The 25,537-nt window shown below is 32.2% G+C and carries 24 protein-coding genes; 2 read left to right on the top strand and 22 right to left on the bottom strand.

Features of this window, described 5'->3' with window-relative positions:
- The 22 genes from flgL to JJE11_RS01270 form a co-directional block, all read right to left on the bottom strand.
- Positions 1-1,632, bottom strand: a 1,632-nt coding sequence (flgL, locus tag JJE11_RS01375) for a flagellar hook-associated protein FlgL (RefSeq protein ID WP_291632455.1), incomplete at its 3' end; no start/stop codon positions are given.
- A gap of 32 nt (positions 1,633-1,664) precedes the next feature.
- Complete coding sequence (gene flgK / locus JJE11_RS01370) at positions 1,665-3,464, bottom strand: flagellar hook-associated protein FlgK (RefSeq protein ID WP_291632454.1); 1,800 nt, start codon at positions 3,462-3,464, stop codon at positions 1,665-1,667.
- A gap of 15 nt (positions 3,465-3,479) precedes the next feature.
- Positions 3,480-3,890 carry a flagellar protein FlgN gene (locus tag JJE11_RS01365; protein WP_291632453.1) on the bottom strand — a complete coding sequence of 137 codons (411 nt, stop codon included), beginning with the start codon at positions 3,888-3,890 and terminating at the stop codon, positions 3,480-3,482.
- 2 nt (positions 3,891-3,892) lie between these two features.
- Positions 3,893-4,165 (bottom strand): flagellar biosynthesis anti-sigma factor FlgM, encoded by a 273-nt coding sequence (flgM, locus tag JJE11_RS01360; RefSeq protein WP_291632452.1) that lies wholly within the window; start codon positions 4,163-4,165, stop codon positions 3,893-3,895.
- Positions 4,166-4,404: 239 nt separating this feature from the next.
- The gene (fliY, locus tag JJE11_RS01355; protein ID WP_291632451.1) at positions 4,405-5,613 is read right to left on the bottom strand and encodes a flagellar motor switch phosphatase FliY; all 1,209 of its coding nucleotides are present in this window, start codon (positions 5,611-5,613) and stop codon (positions 4,405-4,407) included.
- Positions 5,606-6,601, bottom strand: a complete 996-nt coding sequence (fliM, locus tag JJE11_RS01350; RefSeq protein WP_291632450.1) for a flagellar motor switch protein FliM — start codon at positions 6,599-6,601, stop codon at positions 5,606-5,608. The genes fliY and fliM overlap by 8 nt, the downstream gene beginning before the upstream one ends.
- Positions 6,602-6,672: 71 nt before the next feature.
- Positions 6,673-7,074: a chemotaxis protein CheW gene (locus JJE11_RS01345; protein ID WP_291632449.1), complete on the bottom strand. Its 402-nt coding sequence runs from the start codon at positions 7,072-7,074 to the stop codon at positions 6,673-6,675.
- Positions 7,075-7,086: 12 nt separating this feature from the next.
- On the bottom strand, positions 7,087-7,446 hold the full coding sequence (locus JJE11_RS01340; protein WP_291632448.1) for a response regulator: 360 nt from the start codon (positions 7,444-7,446) through the stop codon (positions 7,087-7,089).
- A 16-nt stretch (positions 7,447-7,462) separates the two neighbouring features.
- Positions 7,463-8,062 carry a chemotaxis protein CheC gene (locus tag JJE11_RS01335; protein WP_291632447.1) on the bottom strand — a complete coding sequence of 200 codons (600 nt, stop codon included), beginning with the start codon at positions 8,060-8,062 and terminating at the stop codon, positions 7,463-7,465.
- A 12-nt stretch (positions 8,063-8,074) separates the two neighbouring features.
- A complete protein-coding gene (locus JJE11_RS01330) occupies positions 8,075-10,108 on the bottom strand; it encodes a chemotaxis protein CheA (protein WP_291632446.1) in 2,034 nt (677 codons plus the stop codon).
- Positions 10,109-10,200: 92 nt separating this feature from the next.
- Positions 10,201-10,965, bottom strand: a complete 765-nt coding sequence (locus tag JJE11_RS01325; RefSeq protein ID WP_291632445.1) for a protein-glutamate O-methyltransferase CheR — start codon at positions 10,963-10,965, stop codon at positions 10,201-10,203.
- A 10-nt stretch (positions 10,966-10,975) separates the two neighbouring features.
- Positions 10,976-12,025, bottom strand: coding sequence for a chemotaxis response regulator protein-glutamate methylesterase (locus JJE11_RS01320; RefSeq protein WP_291632444.1), 1,050 nt, complete (start codon positions 12,023-12,025; stop codon positions 10,976-10,978).
- Positions 12,026-12,057: 32 nt separating this feature from the next.
- A complete protein-coding gene (locus tag JJE11_RS01315) occupies positions 12,058-12,546 on the bottom strand; it encodes a chemotaxis protein CheD (protein WP_291632443.1) in 489 nt (162 codons plus the stop codon).
- A gap of 13 nt (positions 12,547-12,559) precedes the next feature.
- On the bottom strand, positions 12,560-13,009 hold the full coding sequence (locus JJE11_RS01310; protein WP_291632442.1) for a chemotaxis protein CheW: 450 nt from the start codon (positions 13,007-13,009) through the stop codon (positions 12,560-12,562).
- A gap of 11 nt (positions 13,010-13,020) precedes the next feature.
- Entirely contained in the window at positions 13,021-15,045 is a 2,025-nt protein-coding gene (locus tag JJE11_RS01305) for a DUF342 domain-containing protein (protein WP_291632441.1), read from the bottom strand.
- Between the two features lie 70 nt (positions 15,046-15,115).
- Complete coding sequence (locus tag JJE11_RS01300) at positions 15,116-15,955, bottom strand: aminotransferase class IV (protein WP_291632440.1); 840 nt, start codon at positions 15,953-15,955, stop codon at positions 15,116-15,118.
- A 104-nt stretch (positions 15,956-16,059) separates the two neighbouring features.
- Positions 16,060-16,704 (bottom strand): HAD-IB family hydrolase, encoded by a 645-nt coding sequence (locus tag JJE11_RS01295; RefSeq protein ID WP_291632439.1) that lies wholly within the window; start codon positions 16,702-16,704, stop codon positions 16,060-16,062.
- A 112-nt stretch (positions 16,705-16,816) separates the two neighbouring features.
- The gene (locus tag JJE11_RS01290; RefSeq protein ID WP_291632438.1) at positions 16,817-17,230 is read right to left on the bottom strand and encodes a DUF1292 domain-containing protein; all 414 of its coding nucleotides are present in this window, start codon (positions 17,228-17,230) and stop codon (positions 16,817-16,819) included.
- 176 nt (positions 17,231-17,406) lie between these two features.
- Positions 17,407-20,922, bottom strand: a complete 3,516-nt coding sequence (gene nifJ / locus JJE11_RS01285; RefSeq protein WP_291632437.1) for a pyruvate:ferredoxin (flavodoxin) oxidoreductase — start codon at positions 20,920-20,922, stop codon at positions 17,407-17,409.
- A gap of 177 nt (positions 20,923-21,099) precedes the next feature.
- The gene (locus tag JJE11_RS01280; RefSeq protein WP_291632436.1) at positions 21,100-21,525 is read right to left on the bottom strand and encodes a flavodoxin; all 426 of its coding nucleotides are present in this window, start codon (positions 21,523-21,525) and stop codon (positions 21,100-21,102) included.
- Positions 21,526-21,828: 303 nt separating this feature from the next.
- Positions 21,829-23,220, bottom strand: a complete 1,392-nt coding sequence (locus tag JJE11_RS01275) for an MBL fold metallo-hydrolase (RefSeq protein ID WP_291632435.1) — start codon at positions 23,218-23,220, stop codon at positions 21,829-21,831.
- A gap of 194 nt (positions 23,221-23,414) precedes the next feature.
- On the bottom strand, positions 23,415-24,467 hold the full coding sequence (locus JJE11_RS01270; protein WP_291632456.1) for an undecaprenyldiphospho-muramoylpentapeptide beta-N-acetylglucosaminyltransferase: 1,053 nt from the start codon (positions 24,465-24,467) through the stop codon (positions 23,415-23,417).
- Between the two features lie 275 nt (positions 24,468-24,742).
- Here JJE11_RS01270 and JJE11_RS01265 point away from each other — a divergent pair, with 275 nt between their 5' ends.
- Entirely contained in the window at positions 24,743-24,928 is a 186-nt protein-coding gene (locus JJE11_RS01265) for an alpha/beta-type small acid-soluble spore protein (RefSeq protein ID WP_291632434.1), read from the top strand.
- Positions 24,929-25,229: 301 nt separating this feature from the next.
- Complete coding sequence (locus JJE11_RS01260) at positions 25,230-25,412, top strand: alpha/beta-type small acid-soluble spore protein (RefSeq protein ID WP_291632433.1); 183 nt, start codon at positions 25,230-25,232, stop codon at positions 25,410-25,412.
- Positions 25,413-25,537 lie beyond the last annotated feature (125 nt).

Below are 25,537 nucleotides of genomic sequence, written 5' to 3'. Positions count from 1 at the left end.
TGCCATATATATAGTTTGCATTGTAGCATATTCCATTGCTTTTTCTGTAATATCTATATCCTCTGTAGCCGACAGAATTTCTGTCATATTCATGTTTTGATCTGAATTTATAGTTTCAGCACTTTCCATTCTATTTTGCTTGGCACCAATCTCTGAACGTAGCTTTAATACATTACTCATTGCCTTTTGAATACCTTCCAAGTCTTCATTTGTCAATTTCTTAGCAACATTAGAATTTGTAGAGTCTAAGTGACTAGTAATATTTGATAATAATTTCATAAGATTGTTATCACCAGTTCCATAATTTATAATTTGTGATGCAGTTATATTATAATCCATAGTTACGCCTTGTGATACTTCTACCAATAGCTTATCTTTTACTGCAACACTTAAACCTAAATCCTTAGCTGAAGTTTTACCAGTATCATCAAAAAAGGTTATAGCACCGGAAGGACTGGTAATTTCAAATGTTCCATCAGCAGTTGCTTTAACTGTAACCTGTTGGGTATACCCAGGCTGACCTATTGTTTTTGATCCATTAGAATCATCTATAGCTTTGTTTATATTTATTGCAAGATTAGCAGCTGCATCTGCCATATTAGTTGTACCTTTTGTAATCTCTGTTGTTGTTCCCACTATCATTGATATTCCATTTAAGGACATATTGAATGTATCCGTGTCTGCTATTGTTTTACCACTATATATACTAGTACCAATATTGGACGCTTCTGAAACTTCACCAGGTTTATCTGATAATATTATCGCACCTATTGATGTAGCCACCACAGGAGTAGTCGTAAGTCTAACTTCTGATTTCGTTCCAACGTCACCACTTTTTAAAACCATCTTACCATCAGTATCTAAATATCCTGTAACATGCGAAACATTTTTCCCTGAATTATCTATTGCTGAATTAATTGCACTCACCAAATTATCTTTAATTGAACTTAAAGTTTCTGTTGATGCATCTGTTAAGTCAGTTTTAATTTGCAACTTTTGAGGTTCAGTTAATAGTGTAGACCAATCCACCTCAATTTCGTTTCCATCTATAGTAAATTTATCTATTCCTAGAGTTGCAGCCGACATATCTGTTTTAAGTACAGTAGCTGAAGTCATTGTTCCGGCTGTAAGTTCCGCAACTACCTTTGGATTTTTATTACAAATCAAATTAGAATTCTCCGCTACATTCTTTATTCCTGCAGGTTTAGTAGTTCCACTCGTTCCCCCAAATATATACTTACCATCAAAGCTTGTATTTAGTAATTGTGATAGCTCTTCAACCCTTTGATTTATTTCATCCTTAATTGCACTTCTTGAATTAACATCGGTGGCCGCACCACCCGTAGATACTAGAAGCTCATCAATTCTTCCAATTACTTTCCCTACACGATCTAATGTCGTATCTGTCACGTCAAGCCAATTTGACGTATTCTTTATATTAGTATTATATTGTTTATTTGCATCTATCTCCGAGTACATTTTCATTATCTTAGAAGCTTTAGCAGGGTCATCTGATGGTCTATTTATTTGTTTACCGGTAGCCATTTGGGTTTGTATTGTGCTCAATTTATTTAAATTCGTTCTCATATCTCTCAAAAAATTATTTGAAAGCATTGAATTGGTTATTCTCATATAATCACCCCTTAAGATCTATGTTCTATTCTCTATTTTTTTAAGCCATTAATAACCAAATCCAGAAGTTCGTCAACTACTGAAATTATCTTTGCATTAGCTTGATAAGCATGTTGAAACTGAATCATATTAGCCATTTCTTCATCCAAGGATACACCCGATATAGAGGTTCTTGATTCGTTTAATCCTGCTAGTAGTGTTGTATGGTTGGTTACAGTTTTTTTTGCATATTGGGTCTGGTCAGCTAGCCTAGTAATGATATCTGTGAAATAGCCACTAATAGTCATTCCACTTGAACTTGAATTAACCGTCATAACTCCTAACGTATCATCAATTTCAAATTCACCATCCAAAAACGCTGTTCTATTATTAGTAGTATCATTTATACCTTGAATTCCCAACTTAATATCACGAAGCTGTGAAATAGCTAATGCTCTATTTCCATCGGTCGATTCTGGATTATCACCTTTCCCCACCTTAATCTTCATAACATCCTTAAGAATGACTTCATTAACTGAAATGTTTCCTGCTGTTATTTCTTCTTCTTTAGTGTTATCATCACTATTTACAAAAAACTTCAGTTCTTCATCTGTTGCAACTTCATTACCGCTATGCACAGCATTTACGGAAAATGCAATAGCCTTAGCCAAATTATTTAGCTCATTTACATATTTATCTATATCCTTTTGTACAGACTGATATCCATTTAATTCTCCCGTATTGGGTTTAAAAGGTTGAATATTTATCACAGTATCCGTTCCAATTGTCTCACTTGCATCTGTATAACTTCCTGTTATACCTAAAGGGATAGATGTCCCAGTGGAGTCAGTTCCCTTTATTCTATTTCCTGATTTATCTATAGCATACCCTTCCCTATCTGCCCAGAGTACTCTTCCTTGATCTAAACTTGTATATTCTGTATCACTTAATGTCATATTCATAGTTACTTTATTATTAACTGTTGATATATCTCCCTTCTTGAAATAAACAACATCATAGGTTCCGTCGGCTTTCTCATTAATCTCACTTACATAAGAAAATCTACTTACATCATCTTTTTCCTTACTTCTTACAAGGTATAAGTCATCAGCAGGAATTGCTCCCTCTACATTATCAGTAGCTTTTAAATCTTCCCCGCCTAATGTCTTCTTATCTATTGTAATACCAAATTTCGTGCTTAGCTGATCTACTAACAAGTCCCTTTTATCCATTAGATCATTAGGTTCATTACCACCAACCTTTACGCTTATAACCTGTTGATTCAATTGATTTATCTGATCAAGCATACCGTTTATATCAACTACATCCTTTTGAATAACCTCTCCACAGTTTTCTTTTAATTTTGTTAATAAATTATAAGTACTATTGAGTTGATTCGTTAGTGCTTCGGATTTTTGTGCCACCACAGTTCTTGTATTTGAACTTTCTGGACTTGTTGAAAGTGCTGACCAAGAATCAAACACTTCACCTATCATATCTGAAATACCTGTATCACTAACTTCATTAAAGATACTTTCAACCTCTGATAGAAATTTCTCTCGCCCCTCATATAATCCCATAGTACCATTTTCCGTTCTTACCTGATAATCTAAATAGGTATCCCTAATTCTTGTTATAGCGGAAACCTGTACACCAGTACCTAATTGGCCAACGCCTGTAGCATTATTCATGCTAGGCATACCAAAAGGCCTTGTAGTCTCCATAGTAGCCCTTTGCCTTGAATATCCTTCTGTATTAGCATTGGCTATATTATGACTAGTTACATCTAAAGCCTTTTGTTGAGCACTCATGCCCCTTGTAGCCACATTAAAAGTTGAAAATAATCCTGCCATTTCTTTCACCTCGTACTATTTTTTTACTTTACCATATGCGTTGTAAGTTGTTGATTCACGTGTCGGATTTAATACATTTAGTATCCTATTTGTAAAACTAAGTCCTTGTTTTATAAGTAATTCGTTTGTATCCTTTTGAAGTACTACTTCTTGTAACAATCGTTTGATTTTATTATAATTGCTTTCAAGCTCCGCATCATTAGCTTCTTCAATTAACTCTGTCATAGCTCTGTTTTCGGTAATTTTTCGCCTTTCAACTTCCATATGCGCTATGTTTTTATTAGCCTCTTTAATCTTACCAACACATGCTTCCATTCCAAAAATATTACTAGTAGTTATGCATCTGTGTTGATCATCAAGTTCTAATAAAAGGGTTCGCACTGCTTCCGTTTCCTGCAAAATAACATTATTTAGTTTTTGTATCATAACTAAATATCTCTCCCCTTCATAATATCCATCATTCTTTCAGCTGTTAGCTTAGAATCCATTTTGTAGGTACCCTTCATTACTTCATTTCTAATGGCTTCTACCTTCTCATTTGAATTAACCGATTTACCATCTAATGCTAAGGCACTTAGACTTTTGCCTGCTGATGATAGTTCAATGGTATCCTTTTTTGAAACAGCTGCCTTCGTTTCTACTTTGGATGTATTCTTTTTATAAACACTAACCACATCATGTTTTACTCCATCTATTTTCATTCTTATCACTCCTAACTTTTTATATCTTTAAGCTTAATTTCTATCTCACGTCTTACATCTATTTATATTATCGTATACAATCTTTCAAAGTTTAGGAAGTATTTAATTATTAGTCTAATATTAATAGTTTGTTTACCGTATGTATTTATTTTCAGGTGTTTTTTCTATACTCATATGTAATTTATATCATAAAGTAAAAAGGAATAAATTTCTTTATTCCTTTTTACATTATATATATTTTATTCAACTATTGCTTTAACTCTTTCTTCTCCACTAATTATACTAGTAATTCTAACTCCAAAATTTTCATCTACTACTACTACTTCGCCATATGCTACCTTTTTGCCATTTACTAATATATCTACTGGCTCTTCTGCTAACTTATCAAGTTCAATTAGTGATCCAGTCCCCAAATTGAGAATATCTCTAATGTTCTTTTTAGTTTTTCCAAGCACTACAGAAATTTCCAGTGGAACATCTAATATTAAATCAATGTTTCTTGGAGCATTATAAACTGGAGCATCCGTTAGTGGCTGAAAAGCAGCTTTCCGGACCTCTACTTGTGGTTCTTCTCTCTCTATTGGTTTTGCGTAATACTCCGGTTCTAATGGTACACTCGTATAATCTTGTGCATTTTGTGGTGCTGACTTTTCGCGAACCGGTTCTGCCTTTGGTGGCTCTACTTTTTTTTGCGGGCTAGTATCTTTTGCCACTTGCACTGTTTCTTCTGTGCCCATCATAATTGCAACTATTTTTTTAGCAGTTTCGATAGGCAGTACTTGCATTATACAACTATCAATTAAGTTACCAATTGTTAATTTAAAAGCTACCTGAACAACTTCCTCATCTTCATCTATGTTATCACTTAAAGGCGAAGTGGAGTCATCCCATATCTTCGACTCTGGAGGTGAAATATTTACTGTTCTAGCGAACATTGTTGCCATAGATGTTGCAGCAGATCCAATCATCTGATTCATAGCTTCAGATACAGCACTAATTTCAATTTCTGATAGCTCTGGTTTACCTTCTACTTTGCCATCTCCACCCATCATTAGACTAGCTATGACTGCCGCATCAGTAATCTTCATTACTAAGAGGTTTCCCCCTGAAATACCGCTAGTAAATTTCACGTCTAGTGCGACATTAGGAAGTTCATAGTCTGCTCGAAGTTTTCTAAGTGTACTTACTGAAACAACTGGTGTTGCAATATTCACTGGAAACCCTACTATAGTGGAAAGAGCTGTTGATGCTGAGCCCATAGAAATATTCCCAACTTCACCTAGCAGATCTTCCTCAATATCAGTAAGCACAAATCCCTGTACCGATTTAGAGCTTGCATCATTGTCAACACTTACTTCTTTGCCAGAACTTTCGTCATTGACAACGCTTTCGCCATCTCCATTTAAGAGAGCGTCGATTTCTTCTTGCGAAAGAAAGCCGTTACTCATAATTTTCCACATCCTTATCTATTATATCTAATATCTGAATTCCCCTATTTTTACCTATAGTACCAGGTTTACCACTGTAGCATAGTTGCTGTTCCACATACACTTTAACTGGGCTATCACTAGAATTATCCAGGGTTATTACATCGCCTTCAGTTAATTGTAAAAATTCATTTACAGTAATATTTGTTGAACCTAGCATTCCTGTTATTGGTACGCTTACTATATTTAATCGCTCTTTTAACCTATCTCTAGATTCACTAACAATTTCTTCGTCATTTTCTCTAAACCAATATTGAACGACTAGTTTATCAAGTACTTTTTCAATACTTAAATATGGTATGCAAATATTTATAAATGTACTATTATTACACATTTCTACCGAAAAAGTAATTAGAGCAACTGGTTCATTTGGCGCTAGTGTTTGATTAAGTGCTGGATTTGTTTCTAATGCCTCAATCTCTGGTTCTACGTCCAAAACATCTTCCCAAGCAAGTTTCAAATTATCTATAAGTCCCGCATTAACCTTTTTTAAGATATTTTTATCTATATCTGAAAATTCTTTGAGCTTAAACTTTCTACTACCCATTCCTCCGAGAAGTATATCAATTACTTGAAAAGAAAACTGAGGATTAGTCTCAAATAATATAGAACCACTTAGTGGAGGCATTTTAAATATAGTTAAAATAGTAGGGTTAGGAATTGAATGAATAAATTCATCATAGGTTATTTGCTGAATACTCTCAATTTTAACCTTAATATTATTTCTTAACTGTGCGGATAAATAACCTGATATTATTCTTCCATAATTATCGTGAATGAGCTCAAGCGTCCGTAAGTGATCTTTTGAAAATTTTTGTGGACTTCTGAAATCATACAATTTAATTTTATGCTTTTCCTCTTCACCCGGGAGCTGATCTGGCTTTATTTCCCCAGAAGATAGGGCAGATAAAAGTGAATCTATTTCACTTTGCGATAATACTTCTGCCATATTTCTACCTCATTTCTCTTTATACAGTATAATTACTATTTTAAAATAAGTTCTTATTTCTGGGTAAGCTCTTATCTTGCGATAAGTTTACCAATATCAATTAATGTAATAATTCTATCTTTAAAGTTTATGACCCCTTTAATGTACGCTTTTTTCGAGTCAGTTTCAACTTTTTCAACTAACTCTTCATCTATTTCTAATACTTCATCAACTTGGTCCACAGTTACTCCAACAGATTCCTCATGCAAATTTAATATAATAATATTTTCTTGGGATCCGGTGCCCTTTTCAATATTTAAAAGAAGATTTATATCTAGGAGAGAAATTATATTACCTCGTAGATTAATTAATCCTTTTATGTACTGCGCAGACTTAGGTACTTTTGTTATTTCCATCATATCATTAATACTTTGAACAATAGCAGCCTCTACTGCAAACTGTTCCTCATTAACTTTGAATACAACTACTTGCATAATATTCCCCTCCTAGCCTACAACTTTTTTTATCGCTTCAAGTACTCTATCTGCTTGAAATGGCTTAACAATAAAATCTCTTGCACCAGCCCTTATTGCATCCATAACCATACTTTGTTGCCCCATAGCGCTACACATAATTATTTTTGCAGCTGGATCAAAAGCTTTAATTACTTTAACAGCTTCAATTCCATCCATATCAGGCATAGTAATATCCATAGTAACAACATCTGGTTTTTCTGCTTTGTATAGCTCTACAGCTTTTATTCCATTGTTTGCTTCACCTACAACTTCAAAACCATTTTTTTCTAATATATCTTTTATCATCATTCTCATAAATGCCGCATCATCAACGATTAATACTCTAGCCATTTTATAATACCTCCAATTAATTTACACCTAATGAATTTAATATTTTCTCTAGTGATCCAGGCATTGGTATATAATAAAAATGCCCTCTTATTTTTTGATTTTCTTGTAAAAATTGTGTTTCTAAATCAAGTACATATTCGTCGAATTGCCCTGATTCAATAAAAGTAGTTGATAGTATTGCCCCCATCATGTCTAGTGCAACAGCTGGCACAGAAGGCATAATCTCAAGATTGGTAAATTTCGCTATTGAATTCATGAAGGAAGTTGAAATAATATTTCCTATTTCACATAATGCTGAATCTCCAAGTTCCGTTATCTGCTGCTGCTCCTCACCTAAAAGACCTGAAATAATTCTTAAAGCAGTTTCCTTTTCCAAAGTAAACAATATATTACCTGGTATGTCTCCGAGTACTCGTACAATTACGCCAATTACTACTTCTTCAATCCCTATCTTAGAAAAAATATCATCAAAGGGAACAATATTTATTGCTGGAACAGTCATGTCTACTTTTTCATTCAACAATTGAGATAATGAAGTAGCTGCATTCCCTGCACCAATATTTCCTACTTCTTGAAGAACATCTAATTGCATAGGACTAAGCTTTGAATAATCCATATTATACCCTCCTTACACTAAAGCAGCAACATCTAGTATCAATGTAACCAAACCATCCCCTAAAATAGTTGCTCCAATATATTCTGTTAATCCCCGCAGTGTTTTTCCTAGTGGCTTTATTACAATTTCTTGTTGTCCTAGAAGTGAATCCACTAGAAGTCCTACTGTTTTCTCTCCAACTTTTACAATAACAATATATTTTTTTGTTTGCGTGCTAGTTTCTATTTGCAATTTTTCATTTACCCTAACTAGAGGAATTACACTATCATTGTAAACAATAATTTCTTTATTATTAGTTTTCTTAATTAGCTCAGGCTTGTAGTCTATTACCCTATCAATATACCCAAGAGAGATAGCCATAGTTTCATTACCAATTTTTACAAGCAGTGCTTGAATGATTTGCAGTGTCAATGGTAATCTTATAATAAATGTGGTTCCTTTGTCAATTTCACTTATAGCATCTACAGTTCCACCAAGTGCAGCAATTTTAGTTTTAACAACATCCATGCCAACTCCACGTCCAGAGATATCTGTTACTTTCTCATTAGTGCTAAAGCCTTGTGCAAAAATCAAATTCTTTATATCTGCTTCCGTCATCCCTTCAGTGTTTATGCCAACTTTATTTGCTTTCGCCTTAATTTTATCAACATCTAGCCCTTTACCATCGTCTGACACCTTTATTATGGCTTTGGTACCTTCAGGGTAAGCTATAAGTTTAATTATACCAACAGGGGTTTTCCCTTTGGAAGTTCGTTCCGCGCTAGATTCAATGCCGTGATCCGCAGCATTACGAAGTAAGTGTAATATTGGCTCACCTATTTCATCTATAACTGTCCTATCAAGTTCTGTATCCTGTCCTTGTATTACAAGTTCCATTTCTTTCCCAAGTTCTTTTGATAAATCTCTTATCATCCTTGGGAATCTATTAAATACTGTTTCCAGTGGCAACATCCTTATTTTCATTACCAAATCTTGCAGTTCTGAAGTAGCTCTAGCCACTTGTTCTAACGTTTCATTTAAATCAGTTAATTTATGATTGCTACTTATTTGTTCGAGTCTTGTTCTATGAATTACAAGTTCTGACACCATGTTCATAAATTTATCTAATCTTTCTAGTTCAACTCTCACAGATTGATGAGCTTTTTTATGAACTACCGGTTCCTTATTATCTTTATTTTTATTCGGGGCAGTGGCTGTTTTTTTTGCTGCTTCCACCGCAACTTCTGATTGTTCTATTGTTTTAAAGTCCGCTGTTTTATCAGAAAAATTATCCAGATTAATTTTAAGGTCAACATCTCCTACTATTACCTCTTCTACCTCAGAAATGTTTAACAAAATATGATTAACTTCCTCTTTATCTTTTTTAGTAATATATATTAAATCTATTTCAAATTCGAAGTTCTCATTTTCTAGGTCCTCAGCCACTGGTATAGATTTTATTATTTCACCATATTCTTCGAGGCTTTTAAAAATGAGAAATGCTCTTGCTGACTTAAGCAGTGTATTTTCACTTAATTGAATCTTTATTTCATATGCATAGAACATTTTATCAATAGCTTCCTTAATAACATTAATGTCATACTCATTAAGACTAATCCTCTCATTTTGATTAGAATTGTCCTTTTGGGTATTGTGATTTTCAATTTCTTTATTTTTGGCACTATCATTTCCTTCTGCTATAGAATGTAGATCATCTATTATGTCGTCAATTGAAAGTTCCTCAGAAATTCCCTCGGAAATATTATTAACCATTTTTTCTAAAGTGTCTAAACAACTGAATAAAACTGTTACCACCTTTTCTGTTACTTTAAGCTTACCTTCACGAAACTTAGACAGAACATCTTCCATTTTGTGTGTTAATTCAGCCATTTGACTAAATCCCATAGTTGCAGCCATACCTTTTATTGTATGAGCCACCCTAAATATTTCATTTAACTTGTCTATGTTTTCTGGTTGTTGTTCAAGCTCCAGAAGAGATTCATTCAATGTCTGCAAGTTTTCCATAGACTCTTCTAGGAACATTGACATATATTGTGATGTATCCATTTTTTCCCCCTCCTCATTAATCATTAATCCTTAATATTCAATACTTAATGTTTAATCATTACTGCTTAACGCCTTTCATTACCACTTAATGCTTATATTTTTTTATAAATAAATGTAGATGCTTTTTCAAATCCATATTCTTTATAGTTATATATACTTTCTGTTGCTCCAACAAAAAGCAATCCACCTTTTTTTAGTGACTCACTAAATTTTTTATATATTTTATCCTTAACATCTCCATTGAAATAAATAACTACATTTCGGCATACTATTAAATCAAAATTACTTTCATAATTATCTAAAATAAGATCATGTTTCTTAAAATCCACCATTTTTTTAATTTGAGGATTAATACAGTATTTATCCCCATTAACTACGAAATACTTATTTAAAAATTCCTTTGATACATTTTTGACTTCTGAATAAACATATTCACCATTTTTTGCCTTTTGAAGTATTGTGTTATCTATGTCTGTAGCTACAATTTTGTGATTGGCTCTTGAATATAAATTTTCCATAATCATAGCTATAGAATATGGTTCAGCTCCAATAGAACAAGCTGCACTCCAAATTTTAAGTCCTGAAGTATAGGGCAGTTCTGATTTAACTTTTTTTGAAAGTTCATCGAATATTTCAGGATTTCTAAAAAATTCAGTTACGTTTATTGTAATAAAGTCTAAAAATTTCTGCTTTTGAGCGGGGCTTTTCTTAAGTAGACTAATATATTCCTCTACAGAATTAACTTCAACTCTTGACATTAAGCTTAAAATCCGTCTATGTAATTGATTAGATTTATAAGCTGATAAATCTATACTATATTCTTTCAGAACCCATTTTTCAAAATATATTAAGTCCATTAGCTTTTGCTCATCTCCCCATCACAACTTTACTAACCTCTCCAGCAATATTTGGAAGTGGCAAAACTTCATCCACTTTACCTGTTTCAAAAGCTGACTTTGGCATACCATATATGGTGCAAGTAGATTCGTGTTCTGCTATAGTAATACCTCCATTGTCTTTAATAGCTATGGTACCATTTGCGCCATCGCGACCCATTCCAGTAAGTACAACACTTAAAATACGAGCGCCATAAACTTTAGTTGCAGATATAAAGAGTTTATCTACTGCAGGCCTAACTCCCCAAATAGTAGGTTCTGTATTTAAATGTATCCTCTTGTCACTTCCTATTTCCATATGATATCCTCCAGGAGCGATATAAACTACATTTTTTTCAATTAAATCGCTATCTCGCGCTTCTACAACCTTTAAATTACTATTTAGATTAAGCCTCTCGGCAAAAGCTTTTGTAAATCCCACTGGCATATGTTGCACGACTAAAATTGGGACACCTATATTATCCGGCAGAGCTGTTATTACTTTATATAGGGCTTTTGGTCCACCAGTAGACGCTCCAATAACCACAACCTCTATATTGCGATTCACTACTGTCCTATTATTAATTGTAGATACTTCATCACCTATTCTAGTTTTAATCTTATTTGAGTTTTCCCTACTCTGCATATAAGCTAATCTTATTTTCTCAATTAATTCATCCTTGACCTTATTAATATCTAATGATATTGCCCCTGAGGGTTTTGATATAAAATCGAAAGCTCCTTGTTCAAGACATTCCATAGTTAATTCTGTGCCAGTTTTAGAAACACTACTAAGCATAATAACGGGTATTTTTATATTATTTCTTTTCAATTCCTTTAATGTTAGTATACCATCCATTTTAGGCATTTCAATATCTAAAGTTATTACATCTGGATTTTTGTTTATTATTTTTAACAATTCTTCGCCATTTTTTGCTGTACCTATAACTTCCATCGATGCTACGCTATTAATCATATCTGAAACAATTTTTCTCATTAATGCTGAATCATCTACTACGATCACTTTAATTTTTTTTAACAATCTATTTCACCCCATTGTGCCTTGCATTAACTCTAAATGTCAGTGATTCCCATGCCTACAGTTCTAATAGACAACACCCCGTTTGCTGCATCAAATATTAAGGTTCTCCCTTTTTTACCGCCAATATCTTCTGCTACTAAAGGAATTGATAAATTTTTCAGAGCATTTTTAACCGCTATACCATTTCTGTTACCAATATCCATAATTATACTTTTATCTGAGAAATTAAACATTGATGCTCCACCTGCTATTTTAGCCTTCATATTTTGAAGCTTTGCACCTTTTTTTATCATATCAGCAACTAATATGGGAATAGCTAAATCTGCAAATTTTATCGCATTTGTCACTTTATTAAATTGACTGCTATCTGGAAGCATTATATGTGCCAATCCTCCAAGTCCTATGCCTTTATCATAAATTGCAATGCCCACACAAGATCCTAGACCTACAGTTATCAATTTATTTGGAGAAAATGCTACATTCAAATCTGCAATCCCTACTTTTATTTCATTAAATTCCATAATAACCCCTACTTTATAATATTTGTTCTTTTTCTTCTTCAGTCAATATAGCTGAAAGATCTAAATATACAATTATTCTACCATCACTCTTAATAAATCCTCTGATATATCTTTTGGATATCCCGGAAATTATTTCTGGTGAATCTTCTATGCTTTCTACCTTTACATCCTTAACTTCAGAAACAAAATCAACTATTATACCTATTTTACTATTATTTTGCTTAGCTACTATTATCTTAGATTGTCCTTGCACGCATGCGAATGGCAAATTAAATCTTTTTGCTAGTGCAATAACAGGTAAAATTTTATCTTCGTAATTTATCACGCCTTCAACAAATTGTGGGGAATCAGGAATTTCTGTTGATTTTTCATATTCCAGTATTCTTTCCACTTCCATAATATTCGTAGCATAATACTCATTAGCTATGCTAAAAATCAATATCTTAATTCCTTGTTCCTTCATATAAAATCCCCCTACAATTGTAATTTATCAACAATCAATTCTCTGTCGTCATCTATATACGCATGAACATTTTTGCTAGTAACATCTAAAATGTATTCTTTAGCACCTATAATAAACCTAGTATTGGGATATGCAACATCTGCCCATATGTGTCCATGGTTTTCTACAATAAGTCTCGTTGATACTCCCCCATGTCCTCCAACTATTTTACATTTAATCTCCTTACCAGCTTTTAAAACTCCACCCCTTGCTATACTTTTATCTTTTTTAAATATTATACTATCACTTGCCTCTATCTGTGATACATATTGGCCTTTACCACTTAAAATAATATTACCTGAGCTCTTGATTATTGAGTCTTGACAATAGTCTAGCACCACATCCACTGGAAGGGTTAAATTCATTTCTAAACCAGAAATTTTATTATCAATAATTTTCACTGCATCATTTAATTCATCATAATTATTGATATTAAGAGGTCCCAGATCAAGTATTCTGTTTTTAATGATAAATAACAATTCATCCTCTGAGCCATGCAGCTCAAGTATTTTTTTAGCTACCCTACTGGAAGTTAGAGGAAGTTTCTTGAATTTTGTTTCAAGTAAGGTTTTAATAAGTTCACCATCGCTAATATTTCTTTCTATAAGGTTCATGTCTTTCAATTGAGTTATGGAAGCTATTAATTTTGTGAGATCGTTTTTCATGATGTTTAAGTCACTTAAATATTGTAGGGTTAATACATCTTCTTTTCCAGCTGCGACTCTTGAATGAATCACATTGCCCCTTACAGTAACATCACCACTGGCAGTGACTTCTGCCTCTGATACATTGTTTTTAATTAAAATACTATTACCTGCTTCTACTTTCATACCTTCTAGTACACTACCACTTATAATAATATCCCCCACAAACTTAATATCTCCTGTTTTTAATTCTACATCTCCATTTATCTCATGTACTTTATAAACGAAAAAAATATTTCCTCTTGAAGAAGGTTTACCTTCGCTTGTTGCCACAACAGTATATTCATCTGCCATTTCGCAGCCGTCTCCTGCACATAACACTATTTTTTTTAAATTTTTAACTTTTAATATCTTACCTGTAATATCTATTCCTTCTTCTCCATTTTTCCCCGGACACACAACAGCTAAAACTTGTCCTTTTTCTACTCCTTTGACCATACCTATAGCCTTAAAGTCTATAGCCTTATTATTATCAACGTCCTGATCATTTTTCATATCTTCCTCATTGTATTTGATTTCTAGTCTATCGTCTATTGCATATATAGGTTTCTTCCCAGCTGCAATTAGCAGTTCTGAAATTTCATTGCTGGTGGCACATTTTATAATACTCATTTTCAAAATTCCATATTTAATATTATAATTTTCTAGTTCACGTTTAATCTCTGATTCTGTAAATTTTGGTGGCATAATTTCTTCTTTTACGTCTATTTCCACTGTAATTGAATTTACGGCCACAGCATCTTTTAGTTTATAAATGATTTTAGGTTTATAAATAATACTAACATATGCTTCCATATTGTTTGAACTTGTCCTTAAATTCATATGCCTTTCAGCTTCATTTTCTTTTAAAGAAATTACATCTTCTTTAAAAGAAGTTTCAATCTTGCTTTCCGCATATACGGGGACTCTTAATTTAACTTTTTCTTCATTTACAGTTAGTAAAATGTCTTTTGTAGTAGAAATCACTGCTGGTTTCCCACCCTCACAGGGGTTTTTTATAATAATAATCCCATCCCTAATCTCTATAGTTCCATTTTTTTCTTCCCGAAGAGCACATGATTCAATGGTATCTTCATTATTTATTCCTTCTATAGCTTCTATAGGATCTATAGCTTCTATAGGATCTATAGCATCACTAGAAATTATTGCATGTTTCTTAAACAAACCTCTTTTTTCCTCTAGTATTGAATATTTAAACCTTTCCACTGGAACACCTAAATTTTCACTTGCAAATCGTAAACATTCTTTAACATTAACTCCTTCGAATTTTTTAGGTCCCTCCTTAGCTACCACCTATACCACCTCTTTCTTTACAGAAATTACATCATAATTTCTCGATTTCCTACCTAACCTTTAAAAGGTTTTATTTGTTTATCGTTCTACTTTGCGTAAACTTTACAAATTTCTGTTTATCCTTATTAAATTCAGCATCAAATTCACTCATTATTGAATTTATTATTTTATTTTTTGATGAATTATAATAAAATCCATCCACACTTTTTATTGGTAATACCTTTGGAGAGGTTCCAGAAATAAACAAACCATCGTATGATTCAAGGTCACTTTCATGAATATTTTTTTCTTGAAACACTATATTTAACTTTTCACAAGTTTTTATAACAAATTCTCTTGTAATACCTGGTAGCACATTGATAACCTTTGAGGTTACTACTGTAGACCCCTGAACCAAGAAAATATTTGATTTGCTACCCTCAGTAATAAACCCGGCATCATCCACTAAAATTGCCTCGTATGCGTTTTCATTATTAATCTGCTCATTTACTTTTTCTCTAAAAACGCTATTGATAACTTTAGCATTTGGATTACTTCTCTCCCCGTGAAAAGTAATAGTTTTTACACCCTCTGCATACTCCTGCTTTGACGGATAATTATATGGAACAAAATATGCTAAAAAATTATCATTTATAACTAATTTCATATTACCATCACAAACACTATTCTTAAATATTAGTTTAACAATTCGATTTATAATTTCATTACTTGAGATGTTTAAATTATATTTCATGATTTTTGCAGAATTTTCAAGACGCTTTATATGTTCCATGAGAAAAATAGGGATTCCATCACTTATCCTAATTACTTCATATAGTGACTTTCCTATACTTGTATTGTAATTTTCAAATTCACTACTTATCTTAAATTCGTCATTAAATAAAAAGTATGTATATATGCTCTTATCCATATAATCCTCCCAGTGTTTTTTTGTGAGATAACAATTATTAATTATTAATTCTTATCTCTTATAAATACCAATAATATTATTTTTATTTTTATATAAATAGTCTATCATTTCCATTTCAAAATTTCAATTTTATCATGTGTTTTCCTGAAATTTATTAAATAAGGATGTCCAACTAAATTAAAAAGTGGCAAATCAGAAAGAGAATCTGAAAACATATATGAGCTTTCAAAATCAACTTCAATATTTTCGTTTTTCAAGAATTCTTTTAATCTTTTTACTTTCTCATCGCCTTTACAATTTTCCCCAGAAATTGTATTTCTGTGTAAGCCATTCTCAGTAGTAAACCGAGTTCCTATTACTTTGTCTACTTCCTTAATGTTGTAGAACTCGCTTAAATAAAATTCAGCGGAAGCAGAAATTAAATAAATTTTGTATCCCTGTGCTTTCATTTTCTTCATCATAACAATACCATCATTATATAATATTTTACTTAAACGTTTTTCATAAAATTCCTTGACGATTTTTTTCATTTCATTTTCTTCTATACCATCAATAAATCTTATAAAGGTTTTTTTTACTTTTGAAGCATCATATATCTTGAAAACGTAAAAGATGGACGAAATTATACTTTTGGGTAGATATTTTATGAATTTGGGATTCTTTTTGATCATGAAAAAATAAAATTCTAATAAAGTCTCTCGTTTTGTTAAAGTAAAATCCACATCAAAAATAGCTAATTTTTCTTTCATCAGTTAATCTCCTTTTAAAATATATTATTACCAACACTTACTATTAATTCCTTCTGAACTATCGTTAAACCTTAAAAAGAGCCGCTGCATTTGCAACGACCCTTTCACAGTATTATTTCTCGTTTTTAATCATTTCTTCATAATATGCTGTTACTTCTTCAAATTCTTCATCTTCAGGAATAACTAATTCTCCTGTTTCTTCATCTCCAATTACTTTGAAAAGATATATTGAATCATCCTCAGGATTTTGAACTAGCGCATATTCATTCTCTTTAAAAGTAAATCCATCTACTATTTCACATGGAACTACGTTCCCATTTTCATCTTCTAAATCTACTGTTAGTGCTTCGCCTTCGCCTTCACCGCATCCACAACCACACCCACAGCCTTCATTTTCTTCAGTTTGATCATGACCTCCACAGCCACAGCCTTCATTTTCATGGTCATGTTCGTGACCACCGCATCCGCAACCTTCATTTTCATGGTCATTTTCACATCCACAAGATGTTTTTTTATCTTCATTCATAATGTAGTACCTCCTACTTTCAGTATGTTCTAATTCTACCCTTAATCACAACATTTTAAAAGGGTTTTTTGAATTCTTTTTTGTTAAATTATTGTTAAGTCTGTTCCTAAAGTATTTTTAAAGTAAAAGGAAGATGAAATTTAATTCATCTTCCTTTACCTATGCATTTTTAAATACTATTCTTGACTTGCAAGTTTTTTGTATCCTGCTAATCTTTCCATAGCATCTTTTTCTGTTTTAACAAATAATTCTTCTGCTACTTCTGGGAATGTTTTTGCTAGTGAAGAATATCTTACTTCTCCCATTAGGTAATCCCTAAATGAAGTAGTTGGTTCTTTAGAGTCTAATATAAATGGATTCTTTCCTGCTTCTTTTAAAGCTGGATTAAATCTAAACATACCCCAATATCCAGAATCAACAGCTCTCTTAGTTTCTAGTTGAGTACAACCCATTCCAACTTTGAGACCATGATTGATACATGGAGCATAAGCAATTATAAGTGATGGTCCTTTATAAGCTTCTGCTTCTTTTATAGCTTTTAGTGTTTGATTTTTATCAGCACCCATTGCTATTTGAGCAACATAAACATATCCGTAACTCATTGCCATCATACCTAAATCTTTTTTCTTAGTTCTCTTTCCTGTTGCTGCAAATTTAGCTACAGCTGCTGTTGGAGTTGATTTTGAAGCTTGACCTCCTGTATTTGAATATACTTCTGTGTCAAATACAAAAATATTTACATCTTCTCCAGATGCGAGTACGTGATCAACACCACCGTATCCAATATCATAAGCCCAACCGTCTCCACCAAATATCCATTGAGACTTTTTAACTAAATGATCTTTTTTACTAAATATTTCTTTTAATGCTTCATTATTATCTTTTTCAGCTGTTAATAATGGTAACATTTTAGTTGTTGCAGCTTTTGAACCTTCTGCATCTTCCTTATTTTCAATCCATTCATTAATAACTGCTTTTAATTCTTTACTTGTATTTAAAGTTAAAGCTTCAACAGCTGACATTTCAACCTTATCTCTTAATTGTTGAGTTCCAATAAACATTCCAAGTCCAAACTCAGCATTATCTTCAAATAATGAATTAGCCCAAGCTGGTCCTTTACCTGATTTATTAACTGTATAAGGTGATGCTGGAGAACTTCCGCCCCAAATTGAAGAACATCCTGTAGCATTAGCTACTAGCATTCTATCTCCAAATAATTGAGTAATAAGTCTAGCATATGGTGTTTCTCCACATCCAGCACAAGCTCCACTGAATTCCATTAATGGTTGTTCAAATTGACTTCCCTTAACAGTTGCTGTTCCCATTGGGTTTTCTTTTTCAGATAATGCTAATTCAAATTCCCAATTTTCTATTTTTTCTACTTGTGAAGCATATGGTTTCATGATTAGTGCTTTTTCTTTTGCTGGACATACTTCTGCACAATTACCACATCCTGTACAATCTTCTAAACTTATACCTATAGTGAAATTCATACCTTCAAAATTCTTTCCACCTTGAGCTTTTTTACTTTGGTAGTTAGCTGGAGCATTCTTAAGTTCTGCATCAGAAGCTAAGAATGGTCTTATTACAGCATGAGGACATACATATGCACATTGATTACATTGTATACATTTATCTACTTGCCATTCTGGTACGTTAACAGCAATTCCTCTCTTCTCATAAGCAGCTGTTCCTGGTGTTAAAGATCCATCTTCTATTCCAACAAATGCACTAACAGGAAGGGAATCTCCCTCTTGTCTATTCATTACATCAACTACATTTTTAATGAAATCTGGTCTAACTTTTGTTGATTCAGTTTTATCTACAGCAGTTTTCCAGCTTTCTGGAACATTGATCTTAACAACTGATTCAACACCTTTATCTATTGCAGCGTTGTTCATATTAACAACTTTTTCACCTTTTTTACCGTAAGATGTAACAACTGCCTCCTTAAGATATTTAACTGCATCTTCTACTGGAATAATGTCAGCTAATTTAAAGAAAGCAGCTTGCATAATCATATTGACTCTTCCGCCAAGACCTATTTCTTCAGCTATAGCAACCGCATTAATAACATTAAAGTTAATATTATGATTAGCTATATATTGCTTCATAGAAGCTGGTAAATTCTTTTCTAAATCTTCCATATTCCATATGCAATTTAACAAGAATGTTCCGCCATCTTTAATTCCTTTTAGAACATCATATTTACTTACATAAGCTTGATTACCACAAGCAACATAAACTGCAGAATTAATTAAATATGGTGATTTTATAGCTTTCTTACCAAATCTTAAATGAGAAACTGTAATTCCACCTGATTTTTTAGAATCATATGCAAAGTATGCTTGAGCATACATATCTGTATGGTTTCCTATGATTTTTATAGCACTCTTGTTTGCTCCAACAGTACCATCTGATCCTAGTCCCCAGAATTTACATTCTTTAGTTCCCTCTGGTGTAGTTGTAATAGAATCTCCAACTGAAAGAGATGTATTAGTAACATCATCTACTATACCTAAAGTAAATCCATTTTTAGGAGAATCTGCTTTTAAAGCATCATATACAGCAACAATTTGATTTGGAGTAGTATCTTTTGAACCTAGTCCATATCTTCCACCAACTATAACTGGTCTGTTTTCTACTTCAAAATAAGCATTTCTAACATCTTGATACAATGGTTCTCCTACAGAACCTGGTTCTTTAGTTCTATCGAGTACTGATATTTTTTTAACTGTACTAGGTATGTATTTAAAGAAATGGTCTAGTGAGAATGGTCTGTAAAGATGTACCTTAAGTACTCCAACCTTTTCACCCTTTGCATTTAAATAATCAACAGTTTCTTCAATTGTATCACAAGCTGATCCCATTGCTATTATTAATCTATCTGCATCTGGTGCACCATAGTAATTAAATAAATGGTAGTCAGTTCCGATTAATGAATTTATTTTACCCATAATTGTTTCAACTTTTGCTGGAAGAGCATCATAATATGAGTTTGCAGCTTCTCTTCCTTGAAAATAAATGTCTGGGTTTTGTGCTGTTCCACGAGTTACAGGATGTTCTGGATTCATTGCACTATTTCTAAATGCTTGAACTGCATCTTTATTTACAAGGCTTCCTAGAGTTTCATAATCCCATGTCTCAATTTTTTGTATTTCATGAGAAGTTCTAAATCCATCAAAGAAACTTACAAAAGGAATTTTCCCTTCAATAGCTGCTAAATGTGCAACTGGTGCTAAGTCCATTACTTCTTGTACGCTTCCTTCAGCAAGCATTGCAAATCCTGTTGCCCTAGTAGCCATTACATCTTGGTGATCTCCAAAAATATTAAGTGCATGAGTAGCAAGTGATCTAGCGGCTACATGGAATACTCCAGGTAAAAGTTCTCCTGCTATTTTATACATATTTGGAATCATTAGAAGCAAACCTTGAGAAGATGTAAATGTAGTAGTTAAAGCTCCTGCTTGAAGTGATCCGTGAACTGTTCCTGCAGCTCCTGCTTCTGATTGCATTTCTACAATTTTAAGTTTTTGACCAAATACATTTTTTGTTCCTTTGGCTGCCAGTTCATCACAATACTCAGGCATTGTTGAAGATGGTGTTATAGGATAAATTGCTGCCACATCTGTAAACGCGTATGCAACGTGTGCTGCTGCTGTATTACCGTCCATAGTTTTCATTTTTCTCATTTAATAAGCCTTCTTTCTTTATATAATATTTTTAAAAATATTGAATAGTTATTTAATAAAATTCATGCAAAACTAACTAATACTTAAAAGTGTTAGTTATTATAGACTAATCCTGTTTATACTATGTAATTTGCAAATTATCTTATTATTGCATATTATGCACTTTTTAATTAAATGTTATTTAGACAAATTTTTTCCCATTTCTTCTGCTTCAACTAATTGTTCATTAGTAGGAGCTTCATTAACGGTTAAACTTTGTGTAACATTAAATTGGTAATCTTTCATTAGAGTCTTCCATTTGCTCATAAATTCTCCATTATCCCATCCATAAGATCCAAATAAAGCTGTAGTTTTATTATTAACTGGAATTAGTTTGAATTTTTCAATGAAAGGTTGCATTTCTTGTTGATCAATTCTATTGTTATCCATTGATGGACTTCCAAAAGCAACTGCATCTGCATTAGTTACATCTTCCACTGTTGCTTGACTAGCTAGTTTAACTAGTACCTCAGCACCTGCATCAGTTGCACCTTTAGCTATATGATTAGCTAAAACTTCAACATTTCCGCCATTGCTCGAATAAATTATTGTTAATTTTTTCATTACTATCACCTCATATTTTATATTACTAGATAGTTCTTATTACCCTTTAAGTATACAGCAAAATGAAAATTATTCAAGTTTTTTTGCTATTTATATTACAATTATATTACAATATGATTTAATCTTTTCTTTATAAAGTAAAAAGAACTAATTTATGCTAAAATTCTACTATAATGTCCAAATATATATTGTTATGTAAATTTTAACCAATGATTGTTGTTCTTTTATTCAACTTCTATGTGGAAATATTCATCATTATCAGTACCCAGGCATTATTAATATAAAATACCTGAGCACTGATAATTATTCTATCTTGTATTTTTCTTCACACTTAACAATTGTAGACTTATAATTTTTTGAATCTAATACTTCCTTAAAGCTTTTTTGGGAATCAATATCACCGTGTACTAGAAAAATCTGCTTAGGTTTTATCGCAATATGCTCTATCCAATTAATTAGGCCATTTTTATCTGCATGGCCAGAAAGCCCTTGCAAATTATATATAGATGCACTAACCGCAATATCTTCCCCGAAAATTTTAACCATTTTATCTCCATCTAAAATTTTTCTACCTAAAGTCCCTTCGGCTTGGTATCCTACAAATACTATAGAATTTTCATTTTTCCATAAACTATGCTTTAAATGATGTTTTATTCTACCTGCATCACACATTCCGCTAGTAGATATTATTATTATCCCACTTTTCTCATCATTCAATTTCATAGACTCCTCTGGAGAGTGGGTAAAGTTTAGCCCTTGAAAATCCAATACATTACTATCATGTTTTTCAAGTTCTTTTGCCTCAGAATCAAAAATTTCTCTATTATTTTCGAAAATTATTGTTGCTTTTTCTGCAAGTGGACTATCCACATATACTCGGAGATTTTTAAGCATATCTTCTTCAAAATACTTATTCAAGGCATAAATAACCTCCTGAGTTCTTCCTACTGCGAAGGATGGAATTATAACGTTTCCTCCTCTATCAAAAGTTTCTTTTACTATATTTGCCAATTCTTTTAATACATCTTTGTAATTATCGTGCACTTTATCGCCATAAGTAGTTTCCATAATTAGGTAATCTGCACTTTCTACAAATGTAGGATCATTTATTAGTGGAATGTTAAAATTGCCTAAATCCCCACTATAAACAAGTTTTACTACCGGCCCTTCTTTTTCTTGCACTTGAAGTTCTGTAATAGCCGATCCCAGTAAATGCCCTGCGTCCCTAAATGTAATTGTTAACCCATCAAAAGGTTTTATTTCCTCATTATAAGAATAACTTTTAAAAAGTTTTAAACATTCTTCTGCAATTTTGGATGAATACAATGTTTCTATGGGCTTAAGTCCTTTTCTTTTTAGCTTCTTATTTTCCCACTCAGCCTCCATCTCCTGAATGTGGCCACTATCTGGAAGCATTACTTGACATAACTCCATTGTAGCTTTAATGCAAATTATTTCACCTTTAAATCCATTCTTATATAATAGTGGAATTCTGCCACTATGATCTATGTGGGCATGGGATAATATCAGCAAATCTATATCTTTCGGATTAAATTGAAAATTTTCATTTTTATTAGGTTTTCCATCTCCTCCTTGATATAATCCACAATCCAATAAAATGGTTTTGTCTCGTAGCTTTAACATATGACATGATCCTGTAACGCACTCAGTTGCGCCTAAAAATTTTAGTTCCATTCTCTTCCTCCATTGTTGTTAATATTTTGAGTTTTGCTATTTTTTATTTTAAATAAAAAGCAAAAATATATTCTTATATCTACAGTTTACACTTTTTCATACTTTTTTAGGCATCCTAAAAAAATAACTATTCACTGATGAGACGAACATTTTCATGCCCCTAATAAAAAAAAGATGAAGAAATTTTACTTTCCTCATCTTTTCCTATATTTTTCTATTAATTCAACTATTAAATCTATGCTTTTTTCAGTGTTGCTCGAATTCATGTTTTTAACATATTTGTATCTATCATCGTACAATTCTTTAATTTTCATTTCTAAATTTTCAGGAGTTAACTCTTCATCTTGAATAACCATGCTGTATCCGCTTTTTTCAAAAGATCTTGCATTAAGTATTTGATCCCCTCTGCTAGTTTTAGCTGATAAGGGAACTAATAAATTAGGTTTTCTTAGTGCCAAGAGTTCAAAAATAACATTTGCTCCTGCCCTAGACACAACAATATCTGCAGCGGCCAATAAATGAGGCAATTCATCTTTTGTATACTCAAACTGCTTATAACCACTTTTGTTTTGGAGTGCCTTATCAAAATTGCCATTGCCACAAATATGAATAACATTGTATTCCAAAATCAATTTCTCAAGATTTGTCCGTATAGCCTCGTTTATAGCTTTAGATCCTAAGCTACCACCAATAATTAATAATACTGGTTTTTTATCTTTAAAGCCACATATCTGAATTGCTTTTATTTTACTTCCTTCCAATAATTCTCGTCGTATAGGATTTCCGGTTACTACTCCTTTACCTTTTTTTATCTTATCTAATGCCTCTGGAAAAGTTACACATACCTTTGTACAAAAGGGAGCTGCTACTTTATTAGCAAGTCCTGGTGTAATATCACATTCATGTGCAATTACTGGCACTTTATTTAAATATGCGGCAAGTACTACAGGTACAGAAACAAAACCACCCTTAGAAAAGACAATATCAGGCTTTTGCATTTTAATTATTTTTCTTGCCTCAAAAATCCCCTTAACTACTTTTAAAGGATCAGTAAAATTTTTAAAATCAAAATATCTTCGAAGTTTTCCACTAGAAATAGAATAATATTTTATATTTTCGCCCTCTATTATTTTTCTCTCAATACCTTCTTTTGTACCAATATATTCGATTTCATAATCTAACATTTTAAGTTTTGGTATAAGCGCAAGATTTGGTGTTACATGTCCCGCTGAGCCTCCACCAGTCATTATTATTTTGTGTTTTCCCACTTTAACACTCCTTCTAAAAACATGCTTTACGTTTGAATACCTTTATAAAACAGATGTTTTACTCAGTATATTCTACATTATTATATACCAATTAGAATAGAAAGTTCTAGTATATATTAAAATTAACCAATCAAAAATTTTCTAAAGAGTATATAATTTTCAAAACTTCCCTTTAACAAACTAAAATAATAATCAAATCTGTGGATAAACTATTATCATACAATAATTATAAAATTTGAAGGAGGTCGTTATTCATGGCAAACAAAACATTAGTACCACAAGCAAAAGCAGGTCTAAACAAATTTAAAATGGAAGCAGCTAAAGAAGTTGGAGTTAATTTATCAGAAGGATACAATGGAGATCTTACTTCTAGACAAAATGGATCTGTAGGCGGACAAATGGTTAAGAAAATGGTAGAACAGTACGAGAAAAATTTATAATTCAAATTGTAAATAGCGAAAAGAAGAGGTATATGCTAGACATATGCCTCTTCTTTTGCTATTAAGAGACATGAAAATAAATCATATAAACTTATATGTACTTTGCCCAAGTCATGGTCATAAAAACTATTTTCCAATATGGAATAATTTCTCTTATTATTCAAATGTTATATATATATACAAGTATTAATTTAAAATGTTGCAATTGCCTTATTTCCCTTAAGTATTATATTATATATTTTGTATTTCTGCGCAAGATACTATCATAACAAAAATATATTAAAAAAGGAGTGATTTACAAATGGCAAAAACATTAGTACCAGCAGCAAGAGAAGGATTGAACAAATTTAAAATGGAGGCTGCTCAAGAAGTTGGCGTTAATTTAACAAACGGATACAACGGAGATCTAACTTCTAGACAAAACGGATCTGTAGGCGGACAAATGGTTAAGAAAATGATAGAACAGTACGAAAAGAACCTTTAATCTAAATTACTAATTTACTAAGAGGTATATGCTAGTCATATACCTCTTAGTTTTGCTATTTTTATATATGCGATTTTATATAAATGAGATTGTATTGAAGTTAAATAAAATATTTCATAGCCTTT

The organism is Clostridium sp., assembly GCF_016650095.1.
Classification (GTDB): domain Bacteria; phylum Bacillota; class Clostridia; order Clostridiales; family Clostridiaceae; genus Clostridium_AD.
The sequence above is the reverse complement of the archived record's forward strand: the minus strand, read 5'-3'. Positions and strand labels throughout refer to the sequence as shown.